7 protein-coding genes and 1 riboswitch (1 of these 8 only partly in view) are annotated in these 23,285 nt (G+C 63.4%); of the genes, 1 reads left to right on the top strand and 6 read right to left on the bottom strand.

The annotated features are described in order from the left end of the window. Positions 1 to 18: 18 nt before the first annotated feature. The 6 genes from ACFC2Y_RS08260 to ACFC2Y_RS08235 all read right to left on the bottom strand — a co-directional run bounded on the left by ACFC2Y_RS08260 (position 19) and on the right by ACFC2Y_RS08235 (position 4,775). A complete protein-coding gene (locus ACFC2Y_RS08260) occupies positions 19 to 669 on the bottom strand; it encodes an energy-coupling factor ABC transporter ATP-binding protein (protein WP_375174963.1) in 651 nt (216 codons plus the stop codon). Then, the gene (gene cbiQ / locus ACFC2Y_RS08255) at positions 660 to 1,448 is read right to left on the bottom strand and encodes a cobalt ECF transporter T component CbiQ (RefSeq protein ID WP_375174964.1); all 789 of its coding nucleotides are present in this window, start codon (positions 1,446 to 1,448) and stop codon (positions 660 to 662) included. The genes ACFC2Y_RS08260 and cbiQ overlap by 10 nt, the downstream gene beginning before the upstream one ends. Beyond that, positions 1,448 to 2,032 (bottom strand): cobalt ABC transporter permease, encoded by a 585-nt coding sequence (locus tag ACFC2Y_RS08250; RefSeq protein WP_375174965.1) that lies wholly within the window; start codon positions 2,030 to 2,032, stop codon positions 1,448 to 1,450. The genes cbiQ and ACFC2Y_RS08250 overlap by 1 nt, the downstream gene beginning before the upstream one ends. Beyond that, on the bottom strand, positions 2,029 to 2,640 hold the full coding sequence (gene cbiM / locus ACFC2Y_RS08245; protein ID WP_375174966.1) for a cobalt transporter CbiM: 612 nt from the start codon (positions 2,638 to 2,640) through the stop codon (positions 2,029 to 2,031). The genes ACFC2Y_RS08250 and cbiM overlap by 4 nt, the downstream gene beginning before the upstream one ends. Before the next feature lie 6 nt (positions 2,641 to 2,646). After that, complete coding sequence (locus ACFC2Y_RS08240; protein WP_375174967.1) at positions 2,647 to 3,432, bottom strand: DUF4198 domain-containing protein; 786 nt, start codon at positions 3,430 to 3,432, stop codon at positions 2,647 to 2,649. Positions 3,433 to 3,561: 129 nt separating this feature from the next. Next, positions 3,562 to 3,763, bottom strand: a riboswitch (cobalamin riboswitch). 184 nt (positions 3,764 to 3,947) lie between these two features. Beyond that, entirely contained in the window at positions 3,948 to 4,775 is an 828-nt protein-coding gene (locus ACFC2Y_RS08235) for an efflux RND transporter periplasmic adaptor subunit (protein WP_375174968.1), read from the bottom strand. Positions 4,776 to 4,944: 169 nt separating this feature from the next. On the opposite strand from ACFC2Y_RS08235, the gene ACFC2Y_RS08230 reads away from it, so the two are divergent. Then, a protein-coding gene (locus tag ACFC2Y_RS08230; protein WP_375186429.1) for a CARDB domain-containing protein crosses the window boundary here: on the top strand, positions 4,945 to 23,285 show its 5' portion. The gene runs 18,340 nt beyond the window's last position; only the first 18,341 of its 36,681 coding nucleotides appear in the window; its start codon is at positions 4,945 to 4,947; the stop codon falls past the right edge of the window.

The following is a 23,285-nucleotide window of genomic DNA, read 5'->3' as shown; positions in this document are numbered from 1 at the left end:
CAAGTGTTCTGACAGGTATCAGACGGGCACCAGCCTGCCGTCGCGCAGCTCCAGCGCCTCGGGGGCGAGGGCCGCGCGGAAGGTGGGGGCGTGGCTGACCAGGAGGATCGCCTGGGGCAGGGCGGTCAGGATCTCCAGCAGCCGGGCCTCGTTCTTCGTGTCCAGCGCGTTGGTCGGTTCGTCAAGCAGCAGCACTTCGGGGTCCATCGCCAGAACCGTAGCCAGGGTGATGAGCCGCTTTTCCCCGCCGGAGAGCTTGTGGGTGATCCGCTCCTTCAGGTGCATCAGATCCAGATCGCCCAGCACCCGGTCGACGATGGCGATGGCCTCGTCCCGGCTCTTGCCGAGGTTGAGGGGGCCGAAGGCGACGTCCTCGGCCACGGTCGGGCAGAAGAGCTGATCGTCGGCATCCTGAAAGACCAGGCCGATCCGGCGACGCACCTCGTGGAAGTCCGCCTCTTCACGCCGCTCCTTGCCGAAGAGGGTGACGGTGCCGGACGATGGCCTCTGCAGTCCCAGGGTAATGCGCAGCAGGGTGGATTTTCCGGCGCCGTTCGGTCCTGTCAGCGACAGGCGCTGGCCCGCGTCGAGGCGCAGAGTCGCCCCGTCCAGAACGGGCGCCTGCCCCGGGTAGGCGAAGCGGATGTCCTGCAGGTCGATCAGCGCCATGCGATATCCAGCCAGATCAGGCCCAGGCAGAGGCCGGTCAGCCCCAGGGCAAAGGTGATGTCCCGACGGGTCAGGGCATAATCCTGCAACAACAGCATCCGTCCCGAGAACCCCCTACATTTCATCGCGCCGAGTATGCGTTCGGAGCGTTCGATCGCCCGGACCAGCATCATGCCCACAAGATAACCGAAGCTGCGATAGGTGTGCCAGTTGGTTCCGGGGCGGAACCCGCGCACTTTCATCGCCGCGCGCAGGCGCAGGTATTCTTCCCGCAGGACCTCGATATAGCGGATGGTGAACATCAGCAGATGGACCAGCGTTTCGGGGCAGCGCAACCGGTGCAGCGCATGGCCCAGGGCCACCGGCTCCATCGTGCCGACCAGGACCATCAGCGCCAGGATCACCGCATTGGCGGTCAGCGCGATTTCGACCGCCTTCCACAGGCCCTGCCAACTGGCGGGGAAGCCCCAGAGGGTGAAGATCGGGTCCCCCGGCATGGAGAAGGGGAGGAGGATCAGCATGAAGATGATGAAGGCGTCCATCATCGCCATGCGCTTCAGGGTCTGCCGCCAGGGCAGGCGCGACATGGCCAGCAACGACAGGGCGATGGCAAAGGCGGCCACCAGAGCCGGAAGGGTGGACAGGGCGACAGTGACGCAGCCAAAGACGCAGGCCATCACGATCCGCATCCGTGGATCGAGCGGGGTAATCGCCCCCTGGCGCGCGACCGTCCCGGCCTGGGCCAGGGTCTTTTCGCGGTGTCCCAGTACGTGCGCCATCAGGCGGCCAGCTTGCGGCGCGCCGCGAGGTAGAAGCCAAGACCGAACAACCCGGCGATATAGCCGATGCCGCCGAGGATGGTTTGAAGGTCGTTGTGTTCGCGGTAGGCCGCGATCTCGCGTCGCAGGGGGCGCGTCTCGTCCCGGACGACCTGTGCTATGGCCTCTCGTTCCTCGTCGCTGAGCGATGCCACGGTGATGGCACCCGGTGTGGGTGTGGGGGGCTCGGCCGCAGGTGCCGTTTCCTCCTTGGCGGCGGCGACGCCCATGATCCCGGCCACGTCCTCGGCGGTCATGGTGACCTCGGCCACGTGACCCGCGCCGAGATTGGCGAAGAAGGTATGCGCCACCGGCGCTGTCGGCGTGTAGAGGAAAAACCCGTCCTCATCCGTCACCGTGCGGCCCAGTTCCGCACCGTCCGGCCCGCTGACCACAACCTCTGTCCCGATAGCCATGTCGCCGTTGGAAAACCCCAGTTCGCCCTCGATGGCGTCGCCGGAGGGAAAGACCCCGGCGATGACCTTGTGTGCAAGGGCGGGCAGGGGCGCGCAGCACAGCGCGAGAATGAGGGCGATCCGTTTCATGCCGTGGCTCCCGATGCGAAGAGTTCCGGTTTGACCCTACATGCCAGCAGGACCGCAAAGCCGGTCAGCAGGGCTTCGATGCCCATGACCGGGATATGGGCAAAGAAGACCAGCTTGGCCGCGGGCAGGAATTCGTCACCCGACAGCGCCAGCGATACGGCCACCAGGGCGGTGGTGGCGGCGATGGCAAAGGCCCCGCCGATCCCGCCCCAGATCGCCCCGGCCAGCGGGCTGCCGCGGCCGATCAGTGGACGCAAGAGCAGGCCCGCCATGACGGCGGGCAGCGCGATGTTGAGCGTATTGACCCCGAGGACGGTCAGACCGCCGAAGCCGAAGAAGACCGCCTGCAACAGCAGACCGACGAAAAGCGCGGGAAAGGCGGCCCAGCCAAGCAGAAGCCCGGCCAGACCGTTCAGGATCAGATGCACCGAGGACGGGCCGATCGGCACATGGATCAGCGAGGCCACGAAAAAGCAGGCCGACAGAACCCCAGCCGTGGGAATGCGGTCGAGGTCGAGCGACCTCAGCCCCATGGCCACGCCGCCCAGGGCCGCGACGCCACCGGCGATGACGACCGGGTTGGACAGGGCTCCGTCGACGATGTGCATGCCGGGTTACTCCATGTCCCAGGCGCGGATCCAGATCACAGCGTCCTGGCTCAGCTCCTTGCCCTCATGCTCGGTCGCGGGGCCGGAGCCGAGGGCGGCAAAGCCCCAATAGCCGGCCTTTGGGACACCGAAGGAAAAATAACCGTTGGCGTCGGAAATCGCGACAACCGAACCGCCGGGCATCGGTGACACCGTCGGGGCAGAGGCGGCAGAGCTTTCCATGTCCGGCTCGGCGGCCATGTATTCGATCTCGATCTCGGCCCCGGCAACCGGTTCGCCATTGGCGAGGACCTGGCCAGTGAATGTGCCGCCCGCGATGACGTTGTAGGGCTTGTTCAGCGGGATGATCTCGGTCGGCAGGCCAACCGGTTCCATCCAGTCGGTCGGCAGTTCATTGCGGTTCAGGAAGGCCTTGGTGATCTGCTGGATATAGGCATCCTCGGCTTCCTCGTAATAGGGCACCGGCACCGTCACCAGCACATAGTCGCCGGAGCGTTTGACCGGTACGGAGCCCTTGAAGGCTGCACCTTCGTTCGCGGCGCCCTTGAAACGCACGGGTTCCAATGTCCCTTTCAGGTCGGTCCGTTCGCCATTGTGAACCATGAAGAATTCCTGTGGCATCTCCAGGTCCATGACATGGCCGTTTTCGAAGGGGTGCCAGAAGATCAGTTTCACCGGCACGTCGCCGGGGGCCTTGATCATGGTTTCGGTGGTGTATTCCAGAAGGAAATGCGCCTGCGCCATGGCGGGGAGCGCCACAGCGGCAGCGGCCGCGAGGAGCAGCTTTTTCATGGATCTTCGTCCTTGTCCCGTCGTGTCGTCCCCGACACGAAACACGTTGTGACATCGGGATCGGCCGGACCAGGTCACCCGGACGGGTGCATCGGTCTGGCGCGCACCCCGGCGCCGGTGACATGCCCTTTCCGAGGGCATATGTCCGGCAGGTCTCCTGACTTGCGGGTCGTTGCATTGGGCTGGCCTTCCCGGGGTATCCCAGTGGCTTGTCAGCCCTGCTCGCCGCCTACAGTTGCGGGGGCAGTTGCGGACTTGGGTCATCGAATAACCCGCACCGCATTCCCTATTACGTTCGGGCGTACCCGAAACCAGACATAGGACGGAGTTAGCAGAAACCCTGCGTTCTTGTAAACGTGGATTCGCTTGCGCCGCGTGCCCGGAAACGTCTTTCTCGAACCCGTTTGGAGGGCGCGCGTACCAGTTTGCCGTGAGAGGCGACTGTGACGGTCAATCGGCCATGCTTTTGCTACGGTTTTACCCCAACTCCATGGGAAACCTGACCGCCGGTCTGCCTAGAACTGCACTGTACAACGAAGCCCGGCGGGCAGGGCGAAATCGGCATTTGGCAGTTCCAGTCGGATGCCGAATGTGCCGGTGGAGGCGTCGAAGACATTGTCGATGACGGTGATCGTCGCTTTGTGCGGCTGGTCGAATGGCGGTTCGGGCAGGATTTCGGCCTGATGACCCAGGGCGAGGTGTTCGAAATAGTCGAGGGGGGCGAAGGCCTCGATGCGCAGGACGTCCAGTTTGGCCACGGTCACGATCTGGGTTTCGCCCGCCTGGTATTCGCCGGGGCTGAGCAGCTGTTCAGTCACCACACCGGTGACCGGAGAGCGGAGTGTCTTCTGATCGAGCTGGACGCGGGCGCGTTCGGCCTCGATCGCGGCGAGGCTCTTGTTGAATTCCGCTTCGCGCAGCGACTGACGGGCAATCTCGGCCTCCTGCTGCGCTTCGTTGGCGACGGTTTCGGAAACGGCGTTGCGGGCGGCCAGGGTGTTGGCGCGCTCGGCCTGGGTTTCGAGGAAAGTGAGCCGGACGCGGGCGGCATCTATCGCCGTGGTGTCGGCCGCCTGGGCCTCGGCAAGTTTCAGGCTGGCCTCCTCGGCGCGGCTGTCGAGGCGGGCGACGATCTGACCTGCCTCGACTCGGTCGCCGCGACCGACCGCAACTTCGGAAATGATTCCCGCAACCGGGGTGGAAAGCTCGATCAGGTCATCAGCTTCTATCAGGCACCGGATCGGCTCCAGCGCAACTGCAGGCAGTGCGAGCGCAAACAGGGTCGAAAAGGCAGCAAGAAGGGTCTGGCTAGATTTTATTAACGTTAACAAAATTTTAAACATTGCGCTGCATTCCGTTTGGTCAACCGGAGCCATCCTAAGAGGTCAAGAGCTTCCAAACAATCAGCAAAACATTGCCGAAAAGGGGATCCTGGGGTTATGGTCAGGGGGTCGGTCTTTGGACTGTTAAGACGTTTTTTAGATACTTCATTTTCGTTCTGGGGGGAACGTTATGGGTTTTTTAAAGGGTGATTCCGCCTGGGCTTTAGCTTTGGGTATTACGGAAAATCTGGACGATCGGCGCTTTGACAGCCGCAAAAGCAGACTGAGGCGATCGACCTCTCTCAATCGCGGTCTTCATATCGAAACGCTGGAACCGCGGATCCTGCTTTCCGCCGATCTGATCCCCGTTGCGGGCACGATCGAAGTCCCGGGCGAGACCGACTACTACTCCTTCGAACTTGCCGAAGAGCGCCAGGTCGTTTTTGACTCGCTCACCCCCAATGGCAATCTCAACTGGTCGCTCGAAGGCCCCGGTGGCACCGTTGTATCCGCACAGGCCCTCACCTCTGCGGACGCGGCCCAGGGTGGGTCCATCCTGGCGCTGGATTCCGGGACCTACACGCTGCGGGTCAATGGTTCGGGCGATCAGACGGGCGATTATCAGTTCCGTCTGCTGAATCTGTCGAATGCCGATCCTGTCGATCTCGGCACCCAGATTTCCGGCACGCTGGAGAACTCAGGACGGGAAACCGACCTGTTCCAATTCAACGCGGTCGAGGGCACGGAGCTGTTCTTTGATGCGCAGCAGTTTTCCTCCGGCACCGCCTACTGGACGCTGATCGACCCGGAAGGGGCGGCGGTGTTCAGCAATACGCAGTTCAGCGTGAATTCCGACCCCGCGCGCCTGACCGTGGGCAAGACCGGCACCTACACGCTGCTGCTGGAAGGCTATGTCTACAACGGGTCGGACAGCAGCTACGCCTTCACGGTGGAGCAGGTGGTCGACCAGACCCGTGCGCTGGATCTGGATACGCCGATCTTTGACGAGATCACCCAGGCCGGTCAGCGCCATATCTACGAGTTCTCCGTCACCGAACAGACCCGGGCCTATTTCGACCTTCTGGGCGTCTTCACCGATCTCCGGATCAGCCTGACCGGGCCGCAGGGCACGGTCTTCTCCAATCTCGACATGCGGTATTCGGACTGGGCGCACCGGTCGCCGTTGCTGGATCTGCCCGAAGGAGACTACCAGCTGACCATCGGCGGCGCGTCTGACAACAAGAGCGCCTATGCCTTCCAGATCCTCACGGATGCCTCGGCCCAGACCCTGACCGCGGGGGAGCAGGTCAATGGCGTTATTGACGACGCCGGTTTCGAAGCGGAGCGGCGGCGCGCCGCTTCGGACGCGCCGCTGGACGGGGATCCGGGCGGGACGCTGGATTTCTGGGGCGGCGGAGGGGCCGTGCAGATCGAGAATGACGCCGCGCTGAACTCCGCGGCGTTCACGCTGGAGGGGTGGTACCTTCCGACCGCGACCAACCAATGGGATGTGCTGGCCATGCGGTCCTCCAGCACTAGCTGGAACGACGGCTACGGGCTTTATACCGAAAGCTCGGGCAACCTTGTCTTCTTCATCAATCAGTACAACAACAATAGCGTCCGCATCGTGGCCCCTCTGCCGGTGGACGAATGGGTGCATATTGCCGCGAGCTATGAATCCGGCAGCATGAAGCTCTACCTCAACGGCGATTTGGTGGGCGAGAACCAGATTACCGCGGATGTGGTCCACGCCAACCGGATGCTGGAACTGGGGCGGCATTACTCCGGCTACAATTACCGCGGCAAGATGGACGAATTCCGGCTGTGGAACGATGTCCGCAGCCAGGCCGAGATCCAGGCCAATATGGCAGCGCAACTGACCGGGGACGAAGAGGGGCTGCTGGTCAACCTCGGCTTTGACGAAACCAGCGGGCTAGATCTGGTCAACCGGGTGTCCGGCGGTCCGGCGGCGCAGATCCAACCGGGGCCGGGGACGCGGACGCATATCTACAAGCTGTCGGCCAATGCCGGTGATCGCTTGGTGTTCGACAACGCCCGGACCGGCAATATCTACATGCGTATCCTGGCGCCCAATGGCAGCACGATCCGCGGGCCGGAAGGTCTGGGGGATATCGATCCGCTGGTGATCCCGGATGACGGGGTCTACACCGTGCTGATCGAGGGCTACGGCGATGAGGCTGAGCCGCAGAGCTACTCAATGCTCGTCGTGCCGGAAGCGACCGAAGAGCTGAGCCTGACCGTTGGCGACGCCATCGAGGGCGAGATTGCGGTTCTGGGCGAACGCAAGGCCTATTCCTTCAACCTGACCGACGACTCGCAGGTCTATTTCGATGTCCTGACGGGGCGGTCCGACATGACCTGGACGCTGGTCGGTCCGCGCGGGACGGAGGTCTCGGGCCGACGTTTCGACCAGTCCGACAGCTCCTCGATCAGCTATCCGCTGCTGGATCTGATCGCCGGGGACTATACGCTGATCGTCGACGGCTCGGGGGACGCAACCGGGGATTTCTCCTTCCGCCTGTTCGATACCGCCAGTGCGACGCCGGTGGCCTATGACGACCCCGAGGATGACGGCGATACCATCGAGGTCACGCTGGACCCGGGCAATTCCACCGCCGCCTTCTCCTTCACGGGCGAGGTGGGCGACGAGGTGCAGATCCAGCGGATCACCAACAATGCCTATGGGCGGCTCATTTCACCGACGGGGCAGGAGATTTTCGAAGGGTATCAGTCCAACTTCGGCACGCAGACCCTGCGGTCGACCGGCACCTATCTGTTCCTGGTCGAGGGGCTCAACTCCGCCTCGCCTACGGGTAGCCAGACCTTTGCCTTTAACATCGTCAAGAGCGGCTCCACCCCGCCCGCGCCGCTGGAAGGGTTGGCCTATGTCGTGGGGAGTACGGTCAATGCGACCATCGCCACCGGGTCCGAGGTGGATGATTACCTCTTCACGGTGACCGAAGACACGTCGATCTATTTCGACGCGCTCTATACTCCCTCCAGCACCACCTACTGGACGCTGACCGGGCCGGACGGCGATCTGGTCGTCACGCGCAATTTCTTTGCCTCGGACGGGATCGACTACACCAGCGCCCCGGGGATTGCACTGGAGGCGGGGACCTACCGGCTGCGCGTCAGCAAACCGGGCAGCAATACCGGCGACTATTCCTTCCGGCTGCTCGATCTGAGCGATGCCACGGCGATCGCTGTCGACACTGAATTCTCCGGCACACTCGCACCTAGTCAGGAGACCAATCGCTACACCTTCGAACTGACTGAACAGACGCGGGTGTTCCTGCAGGACATCAGCGTCACAGGCCAGTATTACGCGGCCTATTACCGGATTATGGATCAGTGGGGCCGTCAGGTCCGGTCACCGCAGACCCTGAACAGCGGATCGCCCCTGACCCTCGACGCGGGGAGCTATACGCTGCTGGTCGAAGGGCGGATTTACGACCCGGAAGGTTATGAGGTCAATTATGCGCTGAACCTGCGCTCGACCTCCGCCACGACCGAAGCCATGGCGCTGGACACCCCCGTCGCGGGCAGCCTCGCGACGCCCTTTGACAGCGCGACCTATACCTTCTCGCTGACTGAGGCCAAACTGGTCGCGCTGGATTCGCTGCAGGACAGCCCCTATGCCTCCTTCACGATCGACGGGCCCGGGGGGTTCAGCTATTCCAACACCTTCCGCAATGTCGATGGTCCGTTCAACGGCAACCCGCCGCTGCTGATGATGCCGGCCGGGGACTATACGGTCCGCGTCACCTCAAACAACACCAGTCAGACCCCGTCGTACACCTTCCGCTTCCTGGATGTGGCCGCCAATGCGACCGCCTCTGCGTTGGACGAGGCGGTCTCCGGCACGCTGACCCCTGCAACGGAGACCGATCTTTTCCAGATCGAGCTGCAGGCGGGCGAGGTTTTCGCGATCACCGATGTGACGAACACCGGTGGCAGCTATAATGCCTACTACCGGCTAGTCGATCCCTACGGCCAGCAGGTGATCAGCTCAACTCATCTGACCTCGAGCGATCCCTTCACCGTGCCGCGCAGTGGCACCTACACGCTGATGATCGAGGCCCACGCCTACGAGAACGCCGCCAATACAATCACCTACGGCTTCACCCTCCAGGATCCGCAGGACCCGGCGCCGCGCGCCGTGGCTGTCGGGGACATCGTCGAGGGGACGATCGACAGGGTCGGCCAGACCCATGTGATGACGCTGGAGGTGACAGAAGCCAAGACCCTGTACCTCGACAGTTTCGTCAACGACTATTACCAGCGTGTCCGCATCCAGGGCCCTGGCGGCGTGGATCGCAACTACCGGGCGCGCCACACGGATTCGGCGGATTACACCGGGGATGTCACGATCGAGGTCCTGCCCGGGACCTACACGATCACCGTCTATATGGAAGGGTCGCGCACCGGCGGTTACAAGTTCGCCTTCCGCGATCTGGCCGACGAGGCGACGGATATCGTTCTGGGCGATCGCGTGACTGGTGTGCTCGATCCCAAGCAGATCACGGATATCTACCGCATTGACGCGGTGGCGGGGCAGTCCTTCCTGATGGATGTGGCCAGCGTGGCCGGGTCGGTGCATGGTGTCCACTGGCGTCTGATCGACCCGCGCGGCGCGAACGAGATTTCTCCGACCTCACTGGTGGACCGGGATACTCATACCTTCGCGCGCACCGGCAGCTATTATCTGCTGATCGAGGGGCGCGTCTACGAAGGGGCGGGGACGATCTCCTATGACTTCGTACTGGAGGAGGCGCAGGTTCAGACCTTCGACGCCGATCTGGACAGCACCAACAGCCAGAGCGGGCTGAGCGTGGTCGAAGGGCCGGGCGGCGAAGGCGACACGGCGCTCGCCTATACCGGGTTCGAACGGATCAAGATCGAACACCCGGCGTTGCAGAATGACGGTGATTTCTCGGTGTCGATCTGGTTCAAGCCGGACCAGATGCGGCGGTCCTACATGCCGCTCATCTTCCGCGAGGATACCAGCCTCGACTACGGCCGCGAATTCTCTCTCTGGGTTGAGGACAGCGGTTTCCTTCACACGACCAAGAGCTATACGTCGAGCGCCCAGAACTACGCCAACACGCCCAACAATTCGATCACTTTCGACGACTGGAACCACGCGGTTGCGGTCTATGATCGCACAGACGGGGAAATCCGGACCTATATCAACGGGGTGCTGCTCTCCACATCCGGGATCAGTGGGAATCCGCTTTCCGGGACGGGTCCGCTCTATATCGGGGGGGTCAGCAACACCGGCTTCGAAGGTGCGCTGAGCGATTTTGTCTACTGGGACGGTGCACTGGATGATGCGCAGGCGGCCTCGGTCTTTGGGGGCGAGGCGGTTGCGGTCAACAAGTTGATCGACCTACCGATGGACGATGGCGCGGCCCTGGGCGATTTTGTCACCGCGCCGGAGGATGCCGGGCCGCTGGACGTCACCGCGATTGTCGAGGATCTGTCCGACGGCACGCCCGGGCTGATCACCGGGCGGCTCGACAAGGCCGGCGAGGTGGATGTCTACACCTTCACGCTGAGCGAAGAGCGGCTGCTTTATTGGGACACCCATGCCTACCAGAGCGAGATCATCGCCACCCTGCGCGGGCCGGGCGGGGTCAATATCTCGCGCGAGCTGGAAGATGGCGGCGCGCATAACTTCGACGGCAACTATGCCTTCACCGCCCCGCCGGGCGAGTACACGCTGACCTTTGACGGCCGCAACACCTTCAAGGGGGCCTATGGTCTGCGCCTGATGGATCTGGCGGATGCGGAACCGATCACCGCCGACGGCACGATCATCGAGGGCGAGATCCAGACGCAGCGCGGCGCCAAGGCCTTCAGTTTCGAGGCCAGCGCGGGCGACCGTGTGTTCATCGACATGCAAAGCATCAATGTCGGCACCAGCTTGGCGACCTGGCGGGTTCTGAACCCGTTTGGCCAGCAGATCTACGGTGCGGTCGATGCGGGGGATATTGACGGTCTGAACCTGCCGGTCGACGGGACCTATACGCTGATCCTCGAAGGGGACCGGCAGAACCTGGTGCAGGCGGGGCTGACCTATCGCTTTGCGGTCAACCCGATTATCGCGACGCCGGTGCCGGTGACCATCGGCGGGCCGAACGTCGGCGGGCAGGCCCCGGTTGTCGAAGGGCCGATGCCCGATGGCTCCTTGCCCGGTGCGCTGGATCTGCGGGGGGCGGAATACCTTGAGATCGCGGGCTATACCGCGATTGACCATACCGGCAACCTGACGCTGGAAACCTGGGTCAATATCGACTTTTTCGACGACACATGGACGCCGCTGATCCAGAAATCCGACGGGTCGCAACGGACCTATTCGATCTGGCTGCACAGCAACGGCTCCGTCTACATGAGCTCCTATCGCGATGGCAGCGGAACACAGGATACCGCCCAGACGGGCAGCGGCTATGTGACCCCGGGGTCCTGGGTGCATATCGCCGCGGTCTTCGACAAGGCGGCGGGCCAGCAGCGCATCTATGTGAACGGAGCCGAGGTCGATGTGGAATCCGCGGGCACCACGCCTGCGCCCAGCTTTGGTTCCGATGCGCCCTTCCTGGTCGGCTGGACCAAGGAAACCTCCAACACTTACGCAATGTTTACCGGCAAGATCGCCGATCTGCGGGCCTGGTCCACCGCGCGCAGCGCCACAGAGATCGCGGATGCATATGACACGGCCCTGATCGGCGACGAAGAGAACCTGCTGCTCTACCTGCCGCTGCAATCCACCGATGTCGGCAGCACGCCGGATGCCGGGCCGAACGGGCTGGATGCGGCGATCAAAAGCTATGCCGAGACGGGCATCACGGGCACGATCGAAACCGTCGGGCAGGAGCGGACCTATACATTCACGCTGAGTGAAGAGCGGCTTATCTATATCGACAGCCTGACCGACCGCAGCGATCTGCGGATGCGGCTGACCGGGCCGAACGGCACCTATCTGGACCGCTCCTTCTATCAGATCGACGCCTCCAACCAGTCCAGCAACCCGGTGTTGCGTCTGCATGCGGGCGACTACACTCTGCTGGTGCAGGGCGAGGGCGATGCGACGGGCGATTTCAACCTCGTCATGCGTGATCTGGCGGATGCGACACCGATCTCGTTCAACAGCGTTGTCAGCGGGCCCCTGGATCCGGCGAACGCCACGCATCTCTACAGTTTCGAGGTGACCGAACCGACCCAGGTCTTTGTCGATGAACTGGTCGAATCCGGCGACATGGACTGGCGGATCATTGATCCCTTCGGGCGGCAGATGCTGCGCGATACCTCGCCGGCTGACCAGACGCGCCTGAACCTGCCCTATGTGGGCACCTATATCTTCATGGTCGAGGGCGAGACCGGCAATGCCGGGCGCTCGCACTACAGCTTTAGCATCCATGAGCGGGCGGAGCCTGATCCGATTGCGCTGACCCTCGGCGATGTCATGACCGCCTCCATCGAGGAGCCGGGCGGTTTCCAGCGGTTCGAGTTCGATCTGAGCCAGGACACCCGGATGGTCATGGACGGGCTGAACGCCTATTCGTCGGAGGTCTACTGGGCCCTGCAGGGACCTGCGGGCAACTATCTGACCGGGTCGGACCGGCGGTTCGATCAGACCGATGCGGAACGCTACACGGGCAATCCGATCCTCGAAGGCGGGCCGGGCAGCTATGTCCTGACGGTCTACACGACGACGGATATCACCGGTGACCTCACCTTCCGTCTGCTGGATGTGGATGCCGAAGCGGCCGCGCGCGAGGTCTTTTTCAACGACGAGACGCAGGGGGTGCTGCCGCAAGAGGGGCTGGGCACGCTGATCTACAAGCTGACGGGCAGCCGTCACCAGATCTTCGATCTCGACGTGATCCAGATGCCGGACACCTATACCAGCTGGCGATTAATCGGCCCGTCGGGCGAGCAGGTGGTTTCCGGACGGCGCTTGCTGGACCTGAGCGATGTCGTGCTGCCGCTGGATGGCGATTACCTGTTCTTTGTCGAGGGCAACGGGCGTGACGGGACCACGACCAACCCGTTCCGCTTCATCTTGAACAGCCCCAATGTCGCCGATGCGACCGGCGATGTGCTGGAGGAGTTCGGCACCGGGTCCTCCATCGCGCATGTGCTGATCAATGCTCAGGGTGCGGCGCCTGTGGAAGAAGAGCAGGGGGCGGAGACCGTCCTGCGTCTGCTTGATCCGCTTCAGGCCAACACCCGCAGCGGCATCGCCTTTGGTCAGACGGCCAGCGGGCCCTATGACAGTGCTCGGATTCAGTTCGATTTCGATCTCGAAGCGCCTGCGAGCGGCGAGCCGGGGCGCGGCTTCTCGGTCGTGATGGCCAAGTCCAACACCTTCGGCAAATCCGGGCAGATCCCCTGGGTCGGTGTCGATCCGGCGATTTCGCGCGGGTTCGCGGCGGGTCTGGATCTGACCGGCACACCGCATCTGTCGCTTTATTTCAACACGACGAGCTGGGGCAATATCAACCTGGCCGACGCAGGGCTGACCGTTCAGGATCTGCTGGACGGCCCGGCCTCCTTCGACATGGAGATGACAACCGTCCAGAACGGGATGCATGTCACGATCGCCCTGATCGTCGACGGCACGCGGTATGAGCTGGCCAGCAATATCATGGCCGACGGGTTCGACCTGGCCGACACCCGATTTGCCATCATGGGCGAAAGCACATCGCAGACGGTCGGCCTGACGATCGACAATGTCGCGATCGACGTCACACCGGCAACCTCTCCACTGACCTTCGCCCTGGGCGAGGAGGTCAACGGCGCGATCCTGACCGGTGGCGCGGCGGAGTATTATTATTTCACCCTGACCGAAGACACCCAAGTCTATTTCGACAGCCTTACGAACAACAACCAGATGCGCTGGTCCCTCGTCGGGCCGACCAATCTGCCGGTGGCGAGTTTCACCGGTTCGGACAGCTATGACTTCACCGGCGAAGCTCTGCCGGTGCTCAAGGCCGGCGATTACCAGCTGCGGGTCTACACCAACAACTTCTCCACCGGGTCTTATGCCTTCCGCCTGGTCGACGTCGCCGCGGAGGCGCAGACCATCGACCTGGATGTGCTGACCGAAGACAGTTTCGCACCGTTCAACGGGTCGAACATCTATCAGTTCGACTGGGACGGGAACGAACCCTTCTACATCGCGACCGGGATCACCTCGGGCAGCGCGGATTTCTATTACAAGCTGATCGCGCCAGCCGGCGAGACGGTGTTCCATCGCCTCTACGGGTCCAACAACTGGGAAACCGAGAACCTCCTCGTGTCGGGGACCTATACCCTGCTGGCGGAGCCGCGTTATTACCGCACCGACGAGACGACCTATCGGTTCCGTGTCGTGTCGCCGGACTATGGCGCTGACACGGCCATCGAAATCGGCGAGGTCGTCAGCGGGTCGATCGACCGTTACTGGGATCGCGATACCTTCACCTTCGACGTGGCCGAGGCCGGGTATATCCATATCGACGGCTTCACCGACTCCAGCACCCTGGACCTGATCCTGACCGGGCCGTCCGGCACGCTCTACAACAACGAAATCCGCCGCACCGACGGGCACTTCCGCACCGATGCGACGGTGATCTGGGTCGAGCCGGGCAGCTACCGGATCACCCTGGACGAGACCCAGTTCAACACGACGGACTATTCCTTTGTCGTGCGCAGCCTGGCAGATGCGGAGGCGCTGACCATCGGGGAACAGGTCGATGCGATCTACAACCCCGGGTCCATGTCGCGGATCTACAGCTTCTCGGGCGAGGCGGGCGACCGGTTCTACCTGGATTTCGTCAGCGGCAACCTGGACGGTCACTGGAAGATCGTGAACCAGTACGGCTCGCTCGTGACCGCCGGAAACACCAATGTTTACACCGATATCCAGTCGGTCACGCTGGAGTCCGACGGTCTGTTCTATCTGATGATCGAGGGCGAGGTTTACGACTCGGACGAGCGGACCCATTCCTTCCGGCTGATCCCGCTGTCCGGCACGACCGAGGCTCTGACACTGGGCGAACGGATCGAGGATGCCTTTGATCTGCCTGGAGAAAGCGCGACCTACACCTTCTCGCTGGCCGAGGCGAAGTCGCTTTATGTCGACATCCAGGGGCCGAACAACAACAGCTGGCAGTGGACGCTGACCGGTCCGCGCGGGCAGGTCTCCTCCCGCGCCTTCGGGCAATCGGACGCCAATGCCGCCAGCTATCCGCCGTTCTTCGATCTGGTGCCGGGCGACTACAGTCTGAACATCACGACCAGTGGCGGTCAGACGGGCAGTTATTCGCTGGCCGTTCTGGATGTGTCGGCCGCGGAACAGATTACCATCGGCACGCCGATCAGCGGTCAACTGGCTCCGGCCAGCGAAACGCAGATCTACCAGTTCCACGGCACGGCGGGTGAGCGGTATTTCTTCGACGCGACCTCCGGCAATTCGAATGTCTTCTGGCGTATCCTCGACCCCTATGGGCGCGAGATGCACGAGGCTTATTTCGCGAACGATCTGGACACGACGGTGCTGCAGGAAACCGGGACCTACACGATCCTAGTCGAAGGCCGCATCCATGTGGGCGGCACGCAGACCTTCGGCTTCAACGTCTATGCCAACCCGGTGACCGAGCCGATCGAACTGGCGGTGGATGGCGAACCCGCGCCGGACCTCGTGGTCGACGAGTTCGCGCTGGATACGACCGACACGCTGTTGTCGGGCGGGACGGTGCCCGTGCGCTGGACACTGCGCAATGCGGGCGACGCCGATGTCGATGCCGCGTTCAACACGCGCGTGACGATCCGGCGGGCCGACAGCGGTCTGGTTCTGGCGGATATGGTGGTGCCCTATGATGCGACGGGCGCCAATGTCGTGGGTCCGGACGGGACGATTTCCGGCATGGCCAGCCTGACCCTGCCCGCGGGGACCACTGCGGTCGGCGATCTGACCGTCGCGCTGCGGGTCGACATCAACAACAATGTCGCCGAGCAGAACGCCGGTGGCACGGCAGAGCTGAACAACGCCGCCGACCTGGCCATCACGACAGAGCTGGCGCCCTATACCGACCTTGTCGTCAGTGACATTACGGTGGACCCGGCCCAGGGCTGGACCCCGGGGCAGGGCGTCACCGTCAACTGGACGACCACGAACAGCGGCACCAAGGCGGCGACCAGCCCCTGGACGGAACGGCTGATCGTGACCAACCAATCCACCGGGCGCGTTGTCTACTCGCAGGACCTGCGCGAACAGAATGCCACGGATCTGGGAGCAGGCGCGACGCGCGATCGGTTCATTGCCCTGGCCTGGCCCAGTGGGGTCGACAGCACCGGTGAATTCCGGTTCGACGTGGTGGTCGATGCGCTTGGCGAGGAGTTCGAAAGCAACCCCGACGCAACGGGCGAGACCAACAATACCGGTCAACTCGTCGTGGCCTCGGCGCCCGATCTGATCGTCTCGGGTGTCTCCGTAGACGAGGCCGAGCCGAACGCCGGCGGGTCGCTGACCATCAACTGGACGGTGGAGAACGCCGGTGCGGCGGCGACCCCCGGCGACTGGTACGACCGGGTGATCGTGCGCAACCTGACGACCGGACAATATCTGCATGATCTGGAGGTTCTGAACGCCGAAATGCCGCTGGCCGCTGGCGGCAGTCATGTCCGCAGTCTGGTTCTGGACCTTCCCGAAGGCCTGGCCGGGGTGGGCACAATCCGGGTCGAAGTGCGCGCGGATCAGCGTCGCAATGGCCAGGACGTTCTGAACGAGGCCCGCGCCGGGCTGACGACCCATCAGGCCGAGTCGAACAACAGCAATTCGGTCGATGTCACCTCTGTTGCGACGCCCTATCCGGATCTTGTTGCCAGCATCATCGGCACGGTGTCGACCCTGGACGGCGGCAGCCCGACCACGGTCAGCTGGCAAGTGGAGAACATCGGCGACCGCGCGACCGAGGCCGGGGGCTGGACGGATCGCATCTATGTGTCGAGCGACACGGTCTTTGACGCCGGAGATACCGAGATCGGTTCCTTCACCCGGACCGGCGATCTGGGGGTGGGCGAGACCTATACCGGCAGCGCCGATGTAACCTCGCCCATCGGGATCGAGGGGGACGTCTACCTGCTGGTCGTCAGCGACGCGGATCGCATGGTGGTGGAACCGGATACCTTCGGCAACAACATCGACCGCGAGTTGGTGACCGTCAGTTCGCCCTATTCCGACATGCGGGTGCAGACCCTGACCGGGCCGACCGGCACGGTGGCGGCCAATGATGTGGTGCAGGTCACCTGGCGGGTGGTCAATGACGGGCCGAGCGCGCTGATCGCGCCTGCGGGCGGCTGGACGGATGTGGTGCATCTGTCGACCGACGGCACGCTGGCCGGATCGGTGGCGACCATCGGCACCTTCACCCGGACATCGGATCTGGCCGTCGGTCAGAGCTACAGCCAGGTCAAGGACATCACGATGCCTCCGGGCTTCGTCGGCAACTTCTTCATCGTGGTGGAAACCAACGCCGATGGCAGCGTCTACGAGCGCGGCGCCTCGGGCAACAACGTTCGCGGCACGGCGCAAAGCTTCGAGCTGATCTCGGCCCCGTCGCCGGACCTGGAGGTCACGCTGGTAGATGGCCCCGACAGCATCGTGCCGGGGCAGGTGGTCGAGGTCACCTTCCGGATCACCAACACCGGCGAGGCCGCTGCGCGGTCGCCCTGGACGGACGAGATCCGCCTGACCGGCCCGGGTCTGGGCAGCGGCACCATGCTGGCGCGGGTCGAGCGGCTGTTCGATCTGGCCGTGGGGGCCAGCTATGAGGTCACCCGGTCCGTCACGATCCCCAATGTGGCGGAAGAGGATTATCAGATCACGGTCATTACCGACCGCTACTCCAACGTCTTCGAGGGCGGGCGCGAGGACAACAGCGCCTCCGACGATCCGCTGAGCCTGCGTCATCCGAACCTGACCGTGGCCCCGGCCGTTCTGTCGGCGGATGCGGTGCAGTCCGGCGATACGATACAGGTCGACTGGATCGTGACCAATGACGGGACCGGCGCGGCCACCTCGGGCTGGGTGGATCAGGTCTGGCTCAGCCGGGACGAGGTGCTGGACAGCGCCGATATCCTGCTGGGCGCGCGCGACAGCGACGCGGGCCTGCCGTTCGACGTCGCGGCCGAGGGGCCGGGATCGCTGACGGTGGATCTGCCGATCGAGGTGTCGGGCAACTGGTATGTGCTGGTACAGACCGACGCGGAGAATGCGATCGTGGAATCCGGCGGTGAGGGGGACAATACCTCCGCCACGCCGATCCAGATTGCGCTGGCCCCCTATGCCGATCTGGAAGTGACCCAGGTGATCGCACCGGGGCTGGTCGTCGATGATCCGGCGCAGGTGGAATTCACCTGGAGTGTCGAGAACACCGGCACCGGGCGCGGCATCACCGATGAGTGGGTCGATCAGATCTGGCTGTCGCGGGACGATATCCTGGGCGACAGCGACGATATCCTGGTCGGCAGCTTCGATCACACGGGTGGTCTGAACGCGGGCGAGGGCTATCAACGCACGGAATCCGTCTATCTTTCGGCGGCGCTGACAGGGCGCTTCACGCTCTATGTCACCACCGATGCCACAAGCCAGGTCTTCGAGAACGGGCAGGAGGCCGACAACACCAAGACGCTGACCGGCTTCTTCGACGTCACGCCTATCCCCTATGCCGACATGAAGGTGACAAATGTCACCGCCCCGGCCACGGCGCAATCGGGTCAGCCGATGACCCTGTCGTGGACGGTTCTGAACGACGGGATCGGGCTGACCAATACCTCGCGCTGGTATGACGCGGTCTACCTGGCGGACAATGCCGAAGGCACGGGCCGCATCTTCATGGGCAGCTTCGACCATCTGGGCTTCCTGGCGCCGGATGCCTCCTATACCCGGGAGGCGCAGGTTACATTGCCCGATGGCTGGACCGGACCGGCGTATTTCATTGTCGAAACGCCGGGGACGAGCACCGCCTATGGCGGCGGCCCATACGAGTTCATCTACACCGGAGAGGACAACAAGGGTGTTTCGGAGGCCGTGGATGTGGCGCTGACGCCGCCGCCGAACCTGATCGTGACCGACGTCATCGCGCCGGCAACCGCGCCCGAGGGCAGCGCCATCGACGTGACCTGGACGGTCAAGAACGACGGTGTCGGCCCGGCCGAAGGGTCCTGGACCGACCGCCTGTATCTGCGCAATACCGACACGGCGGCGAACGAGAGGGACATCCTTGTCGGCAGCTATACGTTCACCGGCCCGCTGCAGGCCAATACCAGCTACACGCGGCGCGAACAGCTGGTTCTGCCTGTCGAAACCAACGACCGCTACGACCTGATCGTCATCACCGACTTCAACGATGACGTCTATGAACACACCGACGAGGACGACAACGAAAGCGCCGCGGATACGCAGATCCTGGTCTCTGTCCTGCCACGGCCCGACCTGCAAGTTTCGGGCTTCGAGGCGCCGGAGGAACTGACCGCCGGGGCGACGGGCAGCCTGTTCTGGACCGTCATCAACCAGGGGCCAAAAGCGGCCGGGCCGAACTGGACCGACAGCGTCTACCTGTCGCTGGACACCAAGATCTCCTTCGACGACATCCGACTGGGCAGCTATTCGAACGAGGCCGCGCTCGGCTCGGGCGAGGAGTACCGGAGCCAGGAAGTCTTCTACAAGATCCCGGAGCGGTTCCGCGGCACGGTCTATCTGCTGGTGCATACCGACAGCTCCGACCGGATTTCGGAATGGCCAAACGAGAACAACAATATCGGCGTTCATGAGCTCTACGTGGAGCCGATCCCCTTTGCCGATCTGGTCGTGCATGACGTGGTCACGCCCTTCCAGGCGTTCGAAGGGAACGAGGTCACGGTGAACTACACGGTCACCAACCGTGGCGCGGGCGATACCAACCTGGGCGCGTGGAAGGAACAGATCTGGCTGACGCTGGACAAGAACCGGCCGCATCCGGGGCAGGGCGATGTGCTGCTCAAGACGCTGGATTACACCGGCGGCATTCTGGAGGTCGGCGCGGGCTATGACCGTCAGCTGACGGTGTCGCTGCCCGACACGCTGGTTTCCGGCAACTACTACATCACCCCCTGGGTCGATCCCTATGCCACGCTGCTGGAAGATACGCTGGCGGTGAACGTGAACGAGGACGATCCGAACGAGATCAACTCCAACAACTACAAGGCCGGCGGATCCGATGTGCTGGGACAGGGCAATGTCCTGCAGATCATCGGGAATCCGCCGCCGATCGTCACCCCGGAACTGGGGATCGTCATCAACGCGGTAACACCGTCGGCGACTGCGGGCGTCGAGGGCGAGGATGATTTCGAGGTCAGCTATACCCTGACAAACAACGGCGACGGCCCGGCCTCGGGCTACACGGTCGACCTCTATCTGACCGAAACCGCCTCCATCAATGCCCCGGGGCAGGAGAAGTGGCTCCTGGGCCGGTTCGGGGGGGAATCCATCCAGGCCGAGGGCGGCACGCTGTCGTTCAACCAGACGTTCGATCTGCCGCCGGGGCTGGATGGCAAATACATCATTGCCGAGCTGAGACTGGGCAGAGATCCCGACACCTCCAACAACAGCGACGTCGCGGCGACCGATGTCAATTCGCCCGAGCCCAATCTCGTGGTGTCCGAGATCGTTCCGCCGACGGAGGCCTATTCCGGCGAGAAGGTCGAGATCAGCTATACCGTCGTCAACGACAGCGACGCCGATATCTGGGACGGCACGCAGTTCTGGGAGGACCGGATCTATATAACCAAGGATCCGGTCTTTGATCCGAAACGCGCCGTGCTGCTGCGGACGGAGTTCATTTCCAATGCGACGCCGCTGAAGGGCGGGGAAAGTTATACCCGGACCTTCGAAGGCACGCTGCCGCCGGGGATCGAGGGCGATTTCTTCATCTATGTGTTCACGAATGTCCGTGGCGGGCTGCAGGAACATCAACGCGCCTGGCCGATCCGGGGCGGGACCTACGGGGGCCAGATCGGCGGCCTGCAGAAGATCGCCTTCGAGGATCCCTCGGGCACGATGCTGCGGGCGGATATGCCTGTCATCTATGCCGAACCCGATCTTCAGGTCACCGATCTGCAGGTGCCGACGGATCTGCAGGCCGGGCAGACGGTGGACATCACCTTCGAGGTGACCAACGTCGGCAACCGCGCCACCCGCGAGTCAAGCTGGGTCGACCGGGTCTACCTGTCGCTGGATTCCTCGCTGGACGAGGGCGACTTCCTGCTGCGTCGCGAGGAAAACAACCGCGAGATCCGGGCCGCGCACAACCGCGTCGGCATCCTCGAAGCCGGGGAAAGCTATACCGCTACCGTGACCGTCACCCTGCCGTTCGAGATCGAGGGCGACTTCCACGTCCTGGCGGTGGCCGACAGCGATCTGGGCGACAGCGGCCGCGCCAAGTCGACCATTTCCTCGCGCCTGCCCGGGTTGGCCGGGGGGGCGAACGGAACCGTTCGCGAATTCCAGGGCGAGGGCAACAACACGACCTTCGAGGCCGTGACGGTAGGCCCGTATCTGCCGCCGAACCTTCAGGTCACGGCGCTGGACGCCAGCCTGCGGGCGGTGCGCGGTCAGGAATTCGATGTCTCCTACACGGTCACCAACAGCGGCGGTGATGTGCCCTTCCAGCAGGCGCGCTGGAATGATCTGGTCTACCTCAGCCGCGATGCCTTCCTCGATCTGAAGGCCGACAGGTTCCTGGGCAGTATCACCCACACCGGCGGGCTGGCGGCGGGCGAGAGCTATGACGTCGACCGCACCTTCAGCGTGCCGACCGAGCTGCCGACCGAAGCCTATTACGTCTTCGTCGTGACCGATCCGAACCGCTATGGCGGCCGCGGCTCGGTCTTCGAGGGCGAGGCAGAGGCGGATAACGATCGCCGCTCCGACGTGCAGATGATCGTCGAACTGCCGCCTCCGACGGACATCGAGGTGTCGTCTATCGACATCCCGACAAGCGCGCGGGCAGGCGAGCCGATCACGATCAACTGGACTGTCACCAACAACTCCGACTCCGTTGTGGCCGAGGGCCGCTGGTCGGATTCCGTCTTCCTGTCGAAGGACGGGATCTGGGACATCGGCGACCGTCCGATCGGGCGTGTGGAACGCGCCGGCGCGCTGGCCCCGGGGGAAAGCTATACGCTGGAACTTCAGACGACCATGCCGGCCTCCACGCCGGGCGGGTATCGCGTTATCGTGCGGACGGATATCTTCAACCAGGTCTATGAAGACATCAACGAGGCGAACAACACGACCGCCAGCCCCGATGCGCTGGATGTCGCGGTGGACGAACTGCTGATCGGCACGCCGCTGACAACGAGCCTGGGGCTGGGCAAGGAACGGCTCTACCGGATCGAGGTGCCGCCAGAGGAAACCCTGCGTGTGACGCTGGTGTCCTCCGATGACACGGCCAACAACGAGATCTTCCTGCGCCATGATGCGCTGCCCTCGCCGAATTCGTTCGATGCGACCTATGAAGGGCCGCTATCGTCGGATTTGGTGGCGGTGGTCCCGGACACGGAACCGGGGGTCTATTATGTCTCCGTGCGCAACTACTCCGGCCCGCCGGAAGGGGTCGACATCACGCTGCTGGCGGAACTGCTTCCGCTGGTCATCACCAGTGTCGAAAGCGACCGGGGCGGGGACGGGCAGTTTGTCACGACCACCATAAAGGGGGCGCAGTTCGGGGAAAGCGCCACCGTCAAGCTGGTGCGGCCGAACATCGCCGAATTCTCGCCCGTCGACTGGCGTGTGGTGAACTCGACCGAGATCATCGCGGTCTGGGATCTGACGGATGCGCCGAAGGGGCTTTATGACATTGAGGTCACCAATCCTTCGGGGGCCAAGGCCGTGCTGCCCTACCGCTTCCTGGTCGAACGCGCCATCGAGGGCGATGTGACCATCGGGATCGGCGGCAGCCGGGTCATTCTGCCCGGCGAGACGGAGACCTATTCCGTCGCGCTGCATAACCTCAACAACACCGATGCGCCCTATACCTTCTTCGAGGTCGGCGTGCCGGAACTGCACCTGAACCCCTATGTCTACGGTCTGCCGTTCCTGGAGTTCTTCACCAATGTACGCGGTACGCCCGATGGCGCGGCCGGGACGCCGAACGAGGATGTCTTCTGGGCCGGGCTGGAAAGCATCGTGAACACCAATGGCCAACTGACCACCAGCGGCTACCTGTTCGATCTGCCGGCCGATGGCTTTGCGGGTTTCAGCTTCAATATCTCGACCTATCCGGGTCTGCGCGAGTTGCATGACGAGGCCTTTGGCGCCTTCCGGGCGCGGATGGCCAATGTGCTGCCTGATCTGGATCCGATCCTCGCCGAGGGTGGCGAAGGGGCGATCGGCGATTGGTTCGACGCGGTGGTCGAAAAGGCGACGGAGGTCAGCCCGGGGCTGGGCGCGGCGCTGGCGAACTTCCCGTTCGAGGACCTTTA

Origin of the sequence: Pseudooceanicola sp., from assembly GCF_041987405.1 — a bacterium.
Taxonomy (GTDB): Bacteria; Pseudomonadota; Alphaproteobacteria; order Rhodobacterales; family Rhodobacteraceae; genus Pseudooceanicola.
The sequence above is the reverse complement of the archived record's forward strand: the minus strand, read 5'-3'. Positions and strand labels throughout refer to the sequence as shown.

Excerpts from the sequence above, each read along its gene's own strand:
- ACFC2Y_RS08260 (WP_375174963.1), bottom strand. The coding sequence starts at position 669 with ATGGCGCTGATCGACCTGCAGGACATCCGCTTCGCCTACCCGGGGCAG.
- cbiQ (WP_375174964.1), bottom strand. The coding sequence starts at position 1,448 with ATGGCGCACGTACTGGGACACCGCGAAAAGACCCTGGCCCAGGCCGGG.
- ACFC2Y_RS08250 (WP_375174965.1), bottom strand. The coding sequence starts at position 2,032 with ATGAAACGGATCGCCCTCATTCTCGCGCTGTGCTGCGCGCCCCTGCCC.
- cbiM (WP_375174966.1), bottom strand. The coding sequence starts at position 2,640 with ATGCACATCGTCGACGGAGCCCTGTCCAACCCGGTCGTCATCGCCGGT.
- ACFC2Y_RS08240 (WP_375174967.1), bottom strand. The coding sequence starts at position 3,432 with ATGAAAAAGCTGCTCCTCGCGGCCGCTGCCGCTGTGGCGCTCCCCGCC.
- ACFC2Y_RS08235 (WP_375174968.1), bottom strand. The coding sequence starts at position 4,775 with ATGTTTAAAATTTTGTTAACGTTAATAAAATCTAGCCAGACCCTTCTT.